The organism is Paenibacillus sp. FSL M7-0896 (genome assembly GCF_037975415.1).
Lineage (GTDB): Bacteria > Bacillota > Bacilli > Paenibacillales > Paenibacillaceae > Paenibacillus_AQ > Paenibacillus_AQ silagei.
Genome location: NZ_CP150250.1, coordinates 2,102,143 through 2,117,139 on the forward strand (window position 1 = coordinate 2,102,143; position 14,997 = coordinate 2,117,139).

14 protein-coding genes are annotated in these 14,997 nt (G+C 54.5%); 8 read left to right on the forward strand and 6 right to left on the reverse strand.

The genetic code is table 11. The annotated features are described in order from the left end of the window. Positions 1-74: 74 nt before the first annotated feature. Both MKY12_RS08855 and MKY12_RS08860 read right to left on the reverse strand, forming a co-directional pair. A complete protein-coding gene (locus MKY12_RS08855) occupies positions 75-1,472 on the reverse strand; it encodes a hypothetical protein (RefSeq protein ID WP_036725409.1) in 1,398 nt (465 codons plus the stop codon). Between the two features lie 168 nt (positions 1,473-1,640). Further along, positions 1,641-2,798 (reverse strand): glycosyltransferase family 1 protein, encoded by a 1,158-nt coding sequence (locus MKY12_RS08860; RefSeq protein WP_339313487.1) that lies wholly within the window; start codon positions 2,796-2,798, stop codon positions 1,641-1,643. 222 nt (positions 2,799-3,020) lie between these two features. On the opposite strand from MKY12_RS08860, the gene MKY12_RS08865 reads away from it, so the two are divergent. The 3 genes from MKY12_RS08865 to MKY12_RS08875 all read left to right on the forward strand — a co-directional run bounded on the left by MKY12_RS08865 (position 3,021) and on the right by MKY12_RS08875 (position 4,812). Beyond that, positions 3,021-3,209 carry a hypothetical protein gene (locus MKY12_RS08865; protein WP_209874569.1) on the forward strand — a complete coding sequence of 63 codons (189 nt, stop codon included), beginning with the start codon at positions 3,021-3,023 and terminating at the stop codon, positions 3,207-3,209. A 350-nt stretch (positions 3,210-3,559) separates the two neighbouring features. Further along, positions 3,560-3,874 (forward strand): helix-turn-helix domain-containing protein, encoded by a 315-nt coding sequence (locus MKY12_RS08870; protein WP_339313488.1) that lies wholly within the window; start codon positions 3,560-3,562, stop codon positions 3,872-3,874. 5 nt (positions 3,875-3,879) lie between these two features. Next, entirely contained in the window at positions 3,880-4,812 is a 933-nt protein-coding gene (locus MKY12_RS08875) for an IS3 family transposase (RefSeq protein ID WP_339313489.1), read from the forward strand. Positions 4,813-5,140: 328 nt separating this feature from the next. Here the strand turns inward: MKY12_RS08875 and MKY12_RS08880 are convergent, their stop codons facing one another. Continuing rightward, positions 5,141-6,127, reverse strand: coding sequence for a zinc dependent phospholipase C family protein (locus MKY12_RS08880; RefSeq protein WP_339313490.1), 987 nt, complete (start codon positions 6,125-6,127; stop codon positions 5,141-5,143). A gap of 223 nt (positions 6,128-6,350) precedes the next feature. On the opposite strand from MKY12_RS08880, the gene MKY12_RS08885 reads away from it, so the two are divergent. Then, entirely contained in the window at positions 6,351-7,367 is a 1,017-nt protein-coding gene (locus MKY12_RS08885) for a helix-turn-helix domain-containing protein (RefSeq protein WP_339313491.1), read from the forward strand. 123 nt (positions 7,368-7,490) lie between these two features. Beyond that, positions 7,491-8,285, forward strand: a complete 795-nt coding sequence (locus MKY12_RS08890) for an SDR family oxidoreductase (protein ID WP_339313493.1) — start codon at positions 7,491-7,493, stop codon at positions 8,283-8,285. Between the two features lie 87 nt (positions 8,286-8,372). Here the strand turns inward: MKY12_RS08890 and MKY12_RS08895 are convergent, their stop codons facing one another. Genes MKY12_RS08895 through MKY12_RS08905 form a run of 3 tightly spaced genes read right to left on the reverse strand, consistent with a single transcriptional unit; the run spans position 8,373 to position 11,424 of the window. Then, on the reverse strand, positions 8,373-8,852 hold the full coding sequence (locus MKY12_RS08895) for a GNAT family N-acetyltransferase (RefSeq protein WP_339313494.1): 480 nt from the start codon (positions 8,850-8,852) through the stop codon (positions 8,373-8,375). Then, positions 8,852-10,663, reverse strand: a complete 1,812-nt coding sequence (locus MKY12_RS08900) for a family 20 glycosylhydrolase (RefSeq protein ID WP_339313496.1) — start codon at positions 10,661-10,663, stop codon at positions 8,852-8,854. The genes MKY12_RS08895 and MKY12_RS08900 overlap by 1 nt, the downstream gene beginning before the upstream one ends. Further along, on the reverse strand, positions 10,660-11,424 hold the full coding sequence (locus MKY12_RS08905) for an SIS domain-containing protein (protein WP_339313497.1): 765 nt from the start codon (positions 11,422-11,424) through the stop codon (positions 10,660-10,662). The genes MKY12_RS08900 and MKY12_RS08905 overlap by 4 nt, the downstream gene beginning before the upstream one ends. A 272-nt stretch (positions 11,425-11,696) precedes the next feature. On the opposite strand from MKY12_RS08905, the gene MKY12_RS08910 reads away from it, so the two are divergent. The 3 genes from MKY12_RS08910 to MKY12_RS08920 all read left to right on the forward strand — a co-directional run bounded on the left by MKY12_RS08910 (position 11,697) and on the right by MKY12_RS08920 (position 14,965). Beyond that, entirely contained in the window at positions 11,697-12,632 is a 936-nt protein-coding gene (locus tag MKY12_RS08910) for a sugar ABC transporter permease (RefSeq protein WP_076078219.1), read from the forward strand. Positions 12,633-12,699: 67 nt separating this feature from the next. Beyond that, on the forward strand, positions 12,700-13,488 hold the full coding sequence (locus tag MKY12_RS08915; protein WP_051478036.1) for a carbohydrate ABC transporter permease: 789 nt from the start codon (positions 12,700-12,702) through the stop codon (positions 13,486-13,488). Positions 13,489-13,603: 115 nt separating this feature from the next. Continuing rightward, positions 13,604-14,965, forward strand: coding sequence for an extracellular solute-binding protein (locus tag MKY12_RS08920; RefSeq protein WP_209874550.1), 1,362 nt, complete (start codon positions 13,604-13,606; stop codon positions 14,963-14,965). Positions 14,966-14,997 lie beyond the last annotated feature (32 nt).

Below are 14,997 nucleotides of genomic sequence, written 5' to 3' on the forward strand. Positions count from 1 at the left end.
GAACCACGGATTGTACAGTAGCCTTTGTTACAGATTCATAACCCTCCAGGGGGTGAATAGCTATAACGGCCAAGCTACATGACATTAGAAGCATAATCATTTTTCTTATCATTGGATTCTTGCACCTCTCCAATCAGAAGTCTGTATTGTTCTGTCTGTTCCTCAGTGGCTTGATGCCGGAATTGTTCAAACAGATTCACACATTTAATGATTATGCTATCACTCTTTATTTTAGCAGAAGATTCCAGACTTTGCAGAAGGAAGGCCATCCCTTCCAGGCGGTGATTGCGTAAATAATAGTTGGCTAATTCCGCTAGAAAGGTAGAGTACTGGTCGGCCAGGATCTGCTGGTTGTGAAGCTCGCCGAAGTCCTTCAGATTGGTCCGGTAAGGGATATAGGAAGGGAACTGTTCAAGCACCTCATCCACATTCCAGGAGAAGCGGTTGGCTGAGATCACAATATGGTACAGGGCTACAAAGATCTCACTGGCATGCGGAGCAATATAGGCCACATATTCAGGCAGCACTCCATAGTCGCCGGACATCATCCGGTAGAGGAGGGTATTGGCCGTGCCCCACTCCTGAAATTGGTCCAGGATGTGCCGGGTGTCTTCCCCTTTTTCGCGTATCCAGCTCCTATCCATATATAGAGCTACGTATTTCAGCGCCGATTCATAGTCCCGGAATTCTTCGCACACGCTTGCCCGCATCAGATGCGAATACAGCGCGTAGAAGAATACCGGCTTCTCCGGGCATTTATCCTGGCGGTCTCTGCGCTGCGACCGGTGCAGATGGTGATAGCTGAGCATGGCAAGACGGTGCATCTCCTGAGCCAGCGCGTCCACCTTGTCCCATTTGTGCAGCGAATAATAGACATGCATCAGAGCTTTCAGTCCATCGAGCTGATCAGACACCTCAAGCCGTTCAATATAACATTCGAATAAAAGAGCAGCCTGGAGGTTGAGTGTCTGGCTGTCTCCTAGGGCAATGCGGAACAAACGGTACTGGCAGAGGGCCAGCCGCTCGGAATGCTGATACTTCTCGCTCGCGCTGATATTCTTGTACAGCACGGCTGCCGCCTGCCAGTGATGCTGCTGGAACAAGTCCTCGGCCACTTCAAAAAGCATCGGAGCATAGGTTAGGTTGTCCAGCAGATTTTTGACTACTAGCTCTATACAGTCCAGCCGCCCCAGCTCCGCTGAATTCAGGATGAAGGGGCGCAGCCGCCGCCAGGTGGGTGCCGAATATAAAAAGCACTCATCGACATACATGCTATAGAAATGATCCTCCGGCAATGACATGCCCCGGGTGATCAATTTCAGGTGATTCATGGCAATCGGCTGCTGACCGCTAAGGATACGGCTTAAGGTGCCGGAATTAACGCCGGACTGAATGGAGAACTGGTTGATGGACAACTGCTGGGAATAGAGATAAGCCTCAAGATGACTGCGAATCGTTGTGAGAGGCTTCAAGGGATCACCGCCTGACTGAATTCCATATTTTGGATTATTGTATATGTGTATAATATAAGTCATTATTCCAATGGTCAATAGAGTGATGGGGAGAAACCGTGAACAATGGAAAAAAGCATTCCCGTGGTCCCAGGAACGCTTAGTCTTCATAGGCGGGCAGACAGCGGATCAGGCGGTGTAGATCCCTGCTTCATTCTTGATCCTGCGGCGCTCGATGACTTCTTCATAATCCTTAATCAGTCTGTCAAAAATCTGCTCCCAGGAGCGCTGGAGGGCTTGGTGCCGGCCTTCACGGCCCATTGCGCTCCGCAGCAGGGGCCTGGCGGCGGCGGTGCAGATCTGCTCTGCCATGGCTGCCGGGCTGCGCGGCCCGAACAGCATGCCGGTGACACCGGGTGCGATCAGCTCCCGCGTTCCGCCTGCATCTGCGGCGATCACGGGAAGCCCCGACGCCATGGCTTCAAGCACGACGTTGCCGAAGGTCTCCGTGCAGGAGGGGAAGACGAACAGATCGGCGGAGGCGTACAGCTCTGCCAGCTCTTCGCCGTGTCTGGCACCGGTGAAGGTGACATTCTCTAGTGCCTGCGATTTAAGCTCAGGCAGCAGCGGGCCATCGCCGACAATCACCAGCTGAACCTTTGAACGCACGGACTCCGGCAGGAGCTGCATAGCCTGAAGGAGGGTGGTGAGATCTTTTTCCGGGGCAATCCGTCCGACATAGAGCATCATCAGCGCCGCTCCCTTGCCGTAACGCTCCCTGGTCTCTTCACTTCGTCTCTCCGGCGAGTAGAGGGTACAGTCCACGCCTCTGGACCATAAGCGCAGTCGTGTGAAGCCCTCCATGCGCAAGCTGGTTAGGGTCTCGCGGGAAGGGGCCAGGATGGCATCGCAGGAACGGTGATACCACTTCATGTATTTCCAGTAGAGCGGGAGGATTCTTCTCATTTTGTAATATTCGAGGTAACGGTCGAAGTGGGTGTGATAGGAGGCGACATGGGGGAGCTGCTGCTTGCGGGCATACCGGAGGCCGGTTAAGCCGATATTGAACGGGGTGGCGAGATGGAGCAGGTCAGGGGCGAACGCAGCCAGTTCACTCTGCATGGAGGACATGCCGGGCAGGGCCAGCCTGCACTCGGGATAGAGGAAAAAGGGGATGCTGGCCACGGGTCTGACAGGATCGGGGTAGCTGCTCTCCGGGGCGGATTTTGGCGTGAACAGCAGATGTTCAATTCCCCGGCGGTGCAGGTGGCTGGTCAGCCGGCCGAGTGTACGGGCAACGCCATTCGTCTGCGGAAGAAAAGTGTCCGTGAATAGAGCCAGACGCATCGGTATCCCTCCCAGTAATCTTGTTGCCTTGATCTTAACAACCAACTATTACTTGGAGATCAACCGCAGGTTAAACATCTTGCATGAAGAGGGGAATTTACAGGGAGGGCAAGGGAGGACAAGGGAGGACTAGGGAAGACCGGGGAGGACTAGGGCAATAAGGTTAAAGGAAGCGTGGAGCGGGTATAAATGAGGTATCAGGAATGAAGGAGGTATAAGGAGATGAGCAAAGATCTGCCGCCCGAGGTTCCGCCGAAGGTTGTCCCCGATGTGAAGCCGGATATCCTCCCGGAGCCGGTTGTGATCCCGCCGGAGATTGTGCCGGAGAAGCATCCCGAAATCGTACCGCCGGAGCAGCCGGATATGGTGCCACCGGCCCCGCCCGAGATTCTTCCGAATGATCCGCTGTAAGCTGGAATGCTGTCTGACAGAAGGATAATGTATAGATTGTGCTGAGCGCCCGGGGAACCGGGCGTTTTTATGATTATATAGGAAACTATAGTTTCCTGCTGCTGTGGAAAAGGGATGACTTTGATGCTGAATGTGACTGAAGGCTGAATGTATGTGAAAAACAGCATACATTGTGTTCGCGAGCAGGCATATGGACCAAATGTATGTGAAAAACAGCATACATTGTGCTCGCAAGCAGGCACACGGTCTGAATGTATGTGAAAAACAGCATACATCTCCACAGCCCCCTAAAGAAGTTGGAGTCCTCCCCCACAAAAATGTAGACTAGATATAGGAGGAGGATGAACGGTATGGGACACTTAACAGGAACAAGAGAGAAGGCTGCGCAAGAGGTGTTGTCTGGCATTAAGGCAGCGGTGGTTGCCCGAAAGTATGGGGTGACTCCATCGACGGTGAATCAGTGGGTGAGGGACTACCGAGAGGCCCATGGAGAACAAGATCATCCGTATCCTCAGGAGCAGGTGGAGGAACTGAAGCGCCTCCTGGACGTGGAGCGGAAATACGAGAAGGCCGTCAAGATCCTCGGCGAAAAGGAGTTAGAGATCGAGATTCTGCGTGAACTGCTAAAAAAGCCAACCCCTGCTTATCCGAAAAAATCGAGGTAGCCGACATGTTCATTAAGCAGGGGAATACCGCAGCGTTGGTACTACGTCTCGTGGGGCTAGCAGAGTCTACGTATTACGACCGTAAGAAACGCAAGAAGCAGGATGCCCAGGCCGTACCCCCGGGGCGCGGAAGACCCGTACCCGGCTATTCCCTGACCGAGTCTGGAGCGAAGATTAGCGACGAGGAAATCCAGGAATGGCTGCTGGAATTAATCGCTGGAGAGGAGCACGTGTACGGGTACAAACTGCTGGCCAAGTGCTTGTGGAACCAGCACGGGCTGAGGCTCAATCACAAGAAAAGCTACCGGCTGTGTCAGGCGCTGGATATCCTGCAGCCGCAGCGTCACAAGCGTTTTAATCACCCTCGGAAGCTGCCGGAGAACCGGGTCATTACAGGGGCGGGCCAGCTCTGGCAGATGGACATTAAGTACGGTTACGTGGCGGGCCGCGATAGGCATTTCTTTGTCCTGAGCATTATCGATGTGTTTACCCGTGTCATCGTCGGCTACCACCGCGGATCGTCGTGTGAGGCCAAGCACGCCTGCCAGACGCTGGGACGCGCCATGGAGCAACACTGCGCCCCTGACAGCGCACGCCCGGTGATCCGCACCGACAATGGCCCACAGTTCGTCAGCCATCTGTTTGGCGACATGTGTGAAAGCTGGGAAATGACCCATGAACGCATTCCGCCTCGAACGCCGGATTTAAATGCTTTTATTGAATCGTTCCACAGTAATATCGATCGGGATTTGTTCCGCAAAGAGGCCTTCGAGACGTTCGAAGAGGCCTATGAAGCGGTGGACCGGTACATGGACTTTTACAACAATCGCAGAATGCATACAAGCCTTCGGAACATGCCGCCAGTTACCTTTGCGGAGTGGGTCCAGACTCTAGAAGACCGCTCCAGTTTCTTCTGGCCGAGAGAAAAAGCGAAATAAAGAGCATATCTACAACAAGTACCGATTTTATACGGAGGACTCCGGGATAAGGGGGTCGCACCGACATTGTGTTCGCGAGCAGGCATATGGACCAAATGTATGTGAAAAACAGCATACATTGTGCTCGTAAGCAGGCATATGGGCCAAATGTATGTGAAAAACAGCATACATTGTGTTCGCGAGCAGGAGGGGCGTTCGGACAAGCACGAAGTCACTGTAAAGGGAAATAGGTGGATTTTTCTAATTGTTTGCGGCAGACAGCCGTCTCCTCAGCTGGAAAAGGGTGCGGCGGTAATAGAGACGTTGGCTGACGTTGGTAGGCTCAACCTCAACTCCCAGGGAGACTTGTCCAAATGGGTTCAGCGTATTGATTCTGCAGATTCATGCTGCAATCCTTGCCGGTATCGTAGGAGCGGTTGCCCAGTGCCAGTGTGAACTGCCCAAGCTTGCGGCTTGCCGCAGCGGAGTCCTCCGTACATCCCAGCCAATCGGCAAGCGCTCCGAGCACCGTCCGTCCTTCCGCAAGGGCCGCCTCCCACAGCTCCCACACAGATTCGGTCTGCACCTCGGAATATAGTGCGGGATGCCGCCACCGGGAGTGCCGCTCATTCAGATAATCCAGCCGTTCCTCGCGGGCAGTGAGCTTCCGTGAGAACAACCGGCGGGTACGGCCCCAGGTTATAGCCTTCTTCCATCCCTTCGGATCATACAGGCATTTCTGAGCCAGCACCATATCGCGGTACGCGCTCTGCCAGATCTCTGCGGGCAGCCGATCCATAGTCTCCGGGTAATGCTTAAGGGCGGTGGCATGAAGAATGCGATGAACCGGCTCAGGCAGCCGGGCACCTGTGTCAATTGTAGCCCAGGCAGCGTGCTGCCAGGTGTTCATCCCGTGCAGCCGCTTCATGAACAAAGTGTCCAGGTCAATCTCGAACCGCTGATGGGCACGGTACTTATAGCCCGCCTTCCAGTTAATATAGGGATGGAGGTTGCGGTCCAGCAGGTGATGGGTCAAGAAACCGAGGAAATAGAGCTGGGCCTGGGCCGCTTCCGTTCCTTCAAGTCTCCGGGCAGCCTCCCAGAAATCAACAAGTACAGGCCCGCAGCTCTGCGTATGCATCTGGTCTCCGAGATGAAGTGCCCCGGTATCTCGTCTCCAAGGAAGAAAGCTGTGATATAGCAGGAAATCCGGACCCTGACAGCCGAGATTATAGAGCCGCGGCTGTTGTTCCAGCAGGTGGAGACACGGGAAGCGGCTGCTGAATTCTCCGGCCAGCTGCTGACCGAATTCGATATGCATCCAGATATTGGGCATGATTGATCCTCCTACTAGTTATGATGGATACCATGCAGTGATAATCTAATCCATTGTAATGCCTATATGTTAAAACAAAATAAGAAATATGTGTGAAATTAGGCAGGGCTGTACATTCCCGTACATTAAGGTAGACATGATCACGGGCACAAGAGTATTCTTATATGGCCTTAAGACAACCATAACACTGTAATATGCAACTGGCAAAAGGAGGCCTATATCTATGAAGTCCCGTTCCTCTGAACGCTTTAAAATGCCTCCGGGATTCTGGACAGGAATAAGCCGCCTGGGGATTGCTGCCCGCGACGTAGCCCGTCAGGCACAGCTCCCTGTAACGATAACAACAGAAGCCACGGTTACCACTGCCCAATATTTCGCAATCTGGCAGGCGTATTCCGAGCTCGCCGGGGATCTTGCGTCAGGCATTACCAGGCTTGCGGCCGCCTTTGACACCGCGCAGTATCCTCCCGCCGTATTAGCGACGTATCACGCCCCTGACTACCGCGATGCCTTGCACCGCATGGTCAGGTACAAACAGATGTGTCCGCCCGAAAGCCTGCGGATGACTGAGGAGAACGGGCAGTGCACCATAGAACTGGAGTGGGGGTCTACAGGGCTGCCCGGTCCGCCGGTGCTGGCGGGGATCACGCTGGCTTTTCTCTTGGAGCTTGGAAGAAAGGGGACGGGTCAGCCCTTGAAAGCGCAGGCCGCCGAATTTGTCAACTCCATGGGCGATGAACAAGTGCTTGAAGCTTATTTCGGCTGCGCGATTCAAACAGGCGGGAAGTATAACCGGTTGACCCTGCTGCAAAGCCATCTGGACCTTCCCTTTGTTTCTTATAACAAAGAACTGCTGGAGATCCTTGCTCCTGCACTGGACCGCTCACTCGACGAACAGCTTGACAGCTTCTCTGTATCCGGGAGGGTCAAGGTGATCATTGCACACTGTCTCGCAGGTGGATGCCCCGACCTCCAGACAGTTGCGAAGGAGCTTACGATGAGCGGGCGGACCTTGCAGCGCCGGCTGACTGACGAGAAGACGACCTTCAAGCAGCTATTGACACAAGTCAGACATGAGCAGGCACGGGAGTACTTGGCAAATCCTTCGCTTGATCTTAAAGAGGTGGCGTTTCTGACCGGGTATGAGGATCAGAACTCTTTCTTCCGTGCCTTCCGCCATTGGGAAGGGGTTACGCCTTCACAGTGGCGTGCGGAGCACCTGAATGTAAGTATTTGCTGAGCTGTAACTTTTGGCGTGTCCGGCAAGAAGCTTGGCGCAAGGTGCTAGTTACTGAATGATCCCAACGAGATAATATAATCACTATCCGCAACACAAGAAGATATGAATAAGGAGAAGTGCATTATGGAGATGGGATTACACAATACAACAGCACTAGTTACAGGATCAACGAAGGGTATAGGAAAAGCCATCGCCATAGAGCTTGCCAAGGAAGGCGTCAACGTGCTGGTCAATGGACGGAATAGGGAAGAGGCAGAACAGACTGTCCGTGAATTGAAGCTGAATTACCCGGCCACCGCTCCTCAGAATGCCGCAGCCGATCTTGCCGATCCTGAACAAAGACAAGCCTTATTCGCTCAATTCCCCAGCGTTGATATTCTGATCAACAGTATGGGCATTTATGAATTGATGCCGTATGAGGAAGTGGACGAGGATATCTGGGAGAAGTATTTCCGCACGAATGTGCTGGCTGCAAACGGATTAACGAAATTATATTTACCTGGAATGTTGAGCAGGAATTATGGCCGCGTGATCTTCATTGCCAGCGAAGAGGCGGTCATGCCCTCAGGACAAATGCCTCAATATGCGATGACCAAATCCATGCTGCTGTCCCTGTCCAAAAGTATCTCTAAAGTGACAGCAGGAACAGAGGTTACAGTGAATACCATTATGCCTGGACCAACACTCTCTGAAAAAGTGCATCACATCATTGAGGGAATGTATCCTGACGAAAATTTAACTTTTGCAGAAAAAGAGCAGAAATTCATGGCGGCCAACCTGCCGCAATCGGAATTACAGCGTTTCATCAAGCCGGTGGAAATCGGCAGGCTGGCTGCCTTCGTATGCAGTCCTTATGCGGCGGCCTTTAAAGGTTCTCCCATCCGCATGGATGGAGGGATGGTGCCGACTATATATTGATGGAGGTGTACATGCTCAACAGCAAACAGCGGCACCCGGGACGGTTAAGCCCCGGGATGCCGCTGTTTTGCTGTATCAGGGCCGGATTCAGCCCAGTTTGATCATGTCCCGGAATACACCGGGAAAAGAGTCAGGGATCGCTATCGCACCGACGGTCTTCTCATAGAACGGCTGTGCGTCCTCGACCCAGCCGATGACGGCGTAGCCGTAGCCGTTCTGGTGCATCGCGGACAGGCATTCCAGCAGTAGGGCCTTCCCGATGCCCAGCCCCCGGTAATCGTCCAGCACGCCGGTCGGGCCGAAGAAATTCTTCATTACAACCTCGTGACAGGCGAAGCCGATCACCTCGCCCTGCTTCACTGCGATATAGCAGTGGACGGGCAGGTGGGCGAAGGCTACCTCGCATTCATTCCGCCAGCTCTCCGTGAAATGGCGGCCGACAAAATCCACAATGGCCTGCTTATCTCTGGTCATCGCCCTTTTAATAACAATGCCTTGTCCACGCAGACGCTCCAGCAGCGCCCCGTTGTCCGGCAGATCGTACAGCTTCACAAGCATATCAGGCATCAGCTATCCCCCGCTTTCTGTTCTATGATCTCAAGATCGGTAATCATGGCATGCAGGTCTGCTTCAAACAGCTCCGGCCGGTAGAAGCGGGAGCGGAGGAACAGCTCCGCCATCTGCGGCACCAGCAGCTCGGCAAGCACGGTCTGCATTCTTAGCTTGGCTCGCCGGAGATCGCCGTAGCCGCTCCGGTATTTGTCCCGTAGGAAGGTCAGCACTTCCTCACTGCCCGGAGACATCGCGCCCCGGAAGAGGAAGGTATGCAGCGGGGAACGGCGCTGCGCCGGAATCTCATACTGGATCATGGCGTCGATCAGCTCGGCGGTCAAGCGGTTCTTCCTCACCTCAGGCAGCAGTTGCGGGATCAGGGCATAATAGTCGGTTACCGCATAATCTGCCCATTCTTCCCCGCTAAGGAGAGCGGCGGGCAGTCCGTGGAAGCGGTGCAGAAACCGGACCAGGAAGGTAGAGAGATCTGCCCCGGCATTCCAGCTCTGCTCTGCGGCCAGGAAGGCCGGATAACGCGAGGTCTCGAACAGCCCGTAAGGACTGCCCAGCGAGAACGGGCAACCCCAATTCGTATGAATAATGCCGCCCAGCTGCTCGGAGCGGGCGAGCTCAATCCAGTCCAGCACATTTTTGACCCGGTTATGGATGACCGGATAATTCTGGTCCCCGTTATCATCCCAGCAGCGGACAGAGGAAGCGCCGAGAGTCTCGATGCCCGCATCCCGCAGCTTATGGAGAATCAGCCGGGCATCGGCCTTCATCCGGTGTCCGCCATAGATCCAGACGACGACTACAATCCGTTTGTCCAGCGCCGCAATCTCTTCCGCAGTAGCGTGCATAATCATATCATGCCAGATCATCGGCTGCTTGCCAAGGCTGACCGTCTTCTCCGCCAGTTGATTGACGAAGCGGATGAACGAAGCCTCCGGGGTAAGCCCGGACCGCTTGCAGTCTTCACAGGTGCCGAGGGTCCAGACCTCATCGCAGCCCAGGTGAAGATAGTCGCTGTGGGGATGCAGGGCAGCCACTTCCTCCAGAATGCCGGCCATCATCTCGAAGGAGCCTGGGCGGTGCGGGCACAGCTCCGAGACTGTCTCCGGAACCTCGCGCAGACCGATATAAGCCGGATGCTTCAGGATATATTCCAGATGGCCGAAGGACTGCTGCTTCGGAATCACGGTGACGAAGTGGTCATGTGCGGCCTTCAGCAGCCGCTGGTGTTCTTCTTCGCTGAAGGCAAGCTCAGGATGGCGCAGGAAGCCCAGCTTACGGAAGGGCAGCTTGTCTTCATATTCAATGACCAGCGTATTGATCTTATAATCGGCCAGCTCCGCGATATACTCCAGGATATGCTCATAGGTCGGATAGACCGTGCGCAGATCGAGATAATCGCTGCGCAGCTTCAGCTCCGCCCAGTCGGCAACCGTAAGTGCAGGCACAGTGCCTTTGCCGGAGGTTATCAGCTGCTCCAGCGTCTTAATGCCGTAGAACAGGCCGGACGCACTAAGCGCATACAGCTCAATCCGGTCCGTGTCTGTAATCAGCACGTAGCCGTCATGCTTGCCCTCAACCCGCCGGGCCATCAGCGGGTTGAGCGGGGTACCGCCCGTGACCAGGGAGAATACACCGCTGCCGTCATGCGTAGTACGCACCGTCACCTCTGTGAATATCCTTTGCGCTGCCGTGAGCAGCCGGACATCCTTCACGGGGAGCTGAAGCTGCACCGTCCAGCCGCGAATACCGCTGACCGGCTCCGGTCCCCGGCTCTGCACCACCTGAGGCTCAGGAATCAGCTGAAGGTTCATAGCCAGCGGACCCGGCCTTTGAAGCGTTCAATGAAGCGGTTATTCCACTCATCCCCGCCGGGAGCGTTACCGCTGCGCCAGACCGGCACCTCGATCCCTTTCGCTCCGAGATAGGCCGCTGTAGTCATCATCAGGGAATTGAGCAGAAAAGCGTTGGCGAAGGTGGAGGTCGAACCCATCTTCGGTTCAATCCCGTCAATATGCAGCGCAGCGTCACCGGGCTTCACCTTGCTGTCCAGGACATAGTCGCACAGCTCATACAGATTCTGCCCTGAAGGGTGGCGGGCAATATGATCCTTAGGCGTAGCTTCAGCATGACCGACCGAAGTAACGGCAATCGTTGTGACTCCCCGGCGCCGGGCTTCTACAGCCGCATCGACACAGGCGGTGTTAATGCCGTAAGCATTGGCAAGAATCAGAATATCGCCCTCGCCTAGCCGGTTGTCTTCAATAACAAGCGTTCCGTAGCCGGGAGTGCGTTCAACGGCCATCGAGCGCAGGGCGCCGTTCGAGATCATTGTGCCTTCATCTAATATGGCGCTGATATGCATCAGGCCGCCGGCGCGGAAGAAGACCTCAGTCGCATTCATATTGGAATGGCCGCCCGGGCCGTAGAGGTAGACCAGCTTGTCCTGTGCGATATGATCCGCAAGCAGCTCTGCCACCTGCTGCAGCTTGTCCTGCGGTTCGTTCCGGATCTCATTCAGCAGCTCAACAATAGTATCCATATAAGCGGACATAATATCTGGCTTGGCGTTCATCTGGATTCCTCCTAAAAGTTTATAAGTACAAGCCCGTGTGTGCTTGCCTAGAAGATAACAAAGCGGGCAAACCAAGTAAATCAACTATTTTGCGCAAATCCGCACCGTTTTTGACCGATTTGCACCAGCAATGTACCAGATGTCCGGGGAATGCTGATCATCCGCAGCGGCAGGTAAAAATTTTTCTGAACGGGTCAGGATCGTGACTTATGTAAAATTCTTTGCTTTTCTATAATGAGAGATAAGATCACGCAAGAGGGGGGACAGAGCCTTTGAAGACGTCAGTTACCTTACCGCAGTCCCATCAGACACCAACCGCCGGCAGCAGAAAAAGAAAACGGATAGAAGCGGGGATGGGCTACTTTTTCACCGGTCCCATGCTGCTGGGGGTGCTGGTATTTACGCTTATTCCGATGATATTCTCCTTCATGCTCAGCTTCACCAAATGGTCGTTCGTTACCGGGTTTGACAAGATCCGCTGGAGCGGCCTCGATAATTTCCGCCAGCTGTTCCAGGATGAGGTGTTCCTGAAGTCGCTGGGCAATAACTTCATTATGCTGCTGGCCGTACCCGTCGGGATGGCGATCGCGCTGATCCTCGGGGTAATTATCACGAGTCATGTATATGCGCCGGGTGCCTTCAAGGTCATCTACTTCATGCCCCAGATATCCAGTGTAGTTGCTGTGGCGGTAGTGTGGCAGGTACTCTTCCATCCTTCGTACGGTCCGGTCAACGGTTTCCTGTCGGCGATCGGGGTGGACAATCCGCCCAAATGGCTGGCCGATCCAACGTATGCGCTTCCATCGGTCATGCTGCTGATGATCTGGATTGACCTTGGGGTCTCGCTGATTATCTACATTGCCGGGATCAAGAATATCCCTGCCGACCTGTATGAAGCGGCGACGATTGACGGCGCCTCCAAGCTCGCCCAGTTCCGCTCCATTACCTTTCCGCTGCTGACGCCGACGACCTTTTTCCTGCTCGTGACCGGCATTATCGGCAATTTCAAATCCTTCGCCCTGGTCAAGGTGCTGACGGACGGCGGACCGGCTAACTCCACTTCTGTCGTAGTGTACGATATGTACCAGACCGCATTTGTCGATCTTCAGACCGGTTATGCTTCATCCATGGTCATGATTCTGTTCGTCATCGTGCTTGCCATTACCGGCCTGCAGTGGCTGGGACAGCGTTATTGGGTCAATTACTAGATAAGGGAGGCACATACCTGTGAGAATAGGCAATCTGGACTGGGGAAAAGCCATCATCACCCTGATCATGGCACTGCTGGGCATTGTGTTTCTGCTCCCTTTTATATGGATGCTCTCCGCTTCGCTCAAGCCTGAGGCCGATGTGTTCAAATATCCGATCGAATGGATTCCGCAGACATGGAGGGCGGCGTTCAACTATCATTCCGTCTGGTTCGGCAAAGCCAACTTCACCCTGTATTACTGGAACTCGATTAAAGTCACGGCGCTCACAACACTTCTCTCCGTAGCGGTGTCCAGCATGGCGGCCTATGGCTTCACCAAAATCCGCTTCCCCGGCAGAAATGCACTTTTCGTACTGGTGCTGGCCACTTATATGATTCCTGCGGAAGCCACGCTGGTGCCGCTGTTCATTATCTTCCGCTCCACCGGCCTGTACGATACGCATCTGGGCCTGATCCTGCTTGGCGGGTTCAGCGTGCTGGGCACCTTTCTGCTCCGCCAGTTTTTTGCCTCACTCTCGAATGAGTATATCGAATCGGCGCAGATCGACGGCGCGGGACATATCCGTATCTTCCTCTCGATTCTGTTCCCGCTGGTCCGTCCCGCCATTGCCACTTATGCCATTCTGCGGTTCATCTGGACCTGGAATGATTTTCAGACGCCGCTGGTCTTCTTGAACAGCAAGACACTCTATACGCTTCAGCTTGGCATGAATGCCTTCGCTGACCGCAACGGCGCCTTCTATTCGCTCATCATGGCGGCTTCGGTCTCGGCGATTGTCCCGCTGCTGGTCGTGTTCATCCTCGGGCAGAAGCAGGTAATCGAAGGTATTTCCTTGGGGGGGGTGAAGGGGTGAGGGCTGGCAAGTTCCCGGAAGCTGCATAACCGGAAGGCAGGCGGGCGGATAGGACGGTCAGGATGTGCATGAGAACTGCATGGAACTGTAGACCACATTAGAAGGGGTGTTAGTTATGAAAAAGAATGTGTTCGCTCTGGTATGGATCATCGTGCTTCTGGTAGCCCTGGCGGGCTGCGGCAACTCAAACAACACAAATGGTGCATCTCCCACTTCCGGCAGCACGGCTGCACCGGAGGCGGGGGAGAGTGCCGCACCTTCAGCAGAACCGGTAACGATCAAAGTCGCCAACTGGTCGCCTGCGGCGGATATGGAACCGATTCTGCAGGCGTACGAGGATTCCCATCCGGGAATTACACTGGAATACGTGGAGCTGGCTGACAACGGTGATTCAGTGGCCGGAATGAAGAAGCTGGATCTGCTCGTCGCATCCGGCGAGAACCTGGATGTGGTATTCATGCCGGGGGCAACCGATTATTCACAGCGTGCCGGACTCGGACTGCTGGCTCCGCTGAATGACCTGATCAGCAAGGAAGGCATCACGCTGACAGATGAGTATACGGTTGATCCGTCCGTTGACGGTAAAGTGTATGCCCTGCCGGATACGCTGGAGAATTATTTCGTCCTGCTGAACAAGGACAAGCTGGATGCGGCGGGCTTAGCCGTTCCCACCGAATGGAGCTGGGACGATTACCTTGATTACGCAGCTAAGCTGACCAGCGGCACCGGGCCGTCCAAGACCTTCGGTACGTATTTCCATACCTGGGCTATGTACTGGGAGCTGGCCGTCATCAACCAGGAGAAGGACAATAATCTGGTCAACAACGGTGTCGTAAACATCGATAGTGCGGGTATCCGCCAGTCCCTGGAGCTGCGCAGCAAGGCAGAGGCATCGGGAGTAGCGGTGCCGTATGCCGACACCATCTCCCAGAAGCTCGCGTACCGCTCGGAATTCTTCACCGGACATGCCGCGATGATCGTGACCGGCAACTGGATGATCGGCGAAGCAGGCGGGTCGGAAGAATTCCCTGCAACCTTCACTACCGCGTTCGCTCCGATGCCGTCCAATAGTGCCGGACAACCTGCGGGAGTCAGCATTGCCAACGGCAACTATGTAGGTATCCTGGAGAAGTCGGGACATCAGCAGGAAGCCTATGATTTCATCCGCTGGTACTCCACAGAGGGCGAGCAGATGCAGAATGTATATTCCGCGTGGAAGAAGCAGGATGTGGACAAGTTCATTGCCGGCGTCAAATCGGGTGCTATGAGCCCCGACAAGATTGACGAAGCCTCACTGGCCTATGTAATTAAGAATGCCAAGCCCGCACCGCTCAGCGTGCCGCCGACCTATCAAGGCGAGCTGGAAACAGCCTTTACCAAAGAAACCGAGCTGTACATCCTGAAACAGCAGGATCTGGAGACTACCATCAAGAAGGCGCAGGCTGAGCTGCAGAAGATTGTAGACGCCAACAAGTAAAAAATTGGAAGTGCTGAATAGCCCTTTTTTAC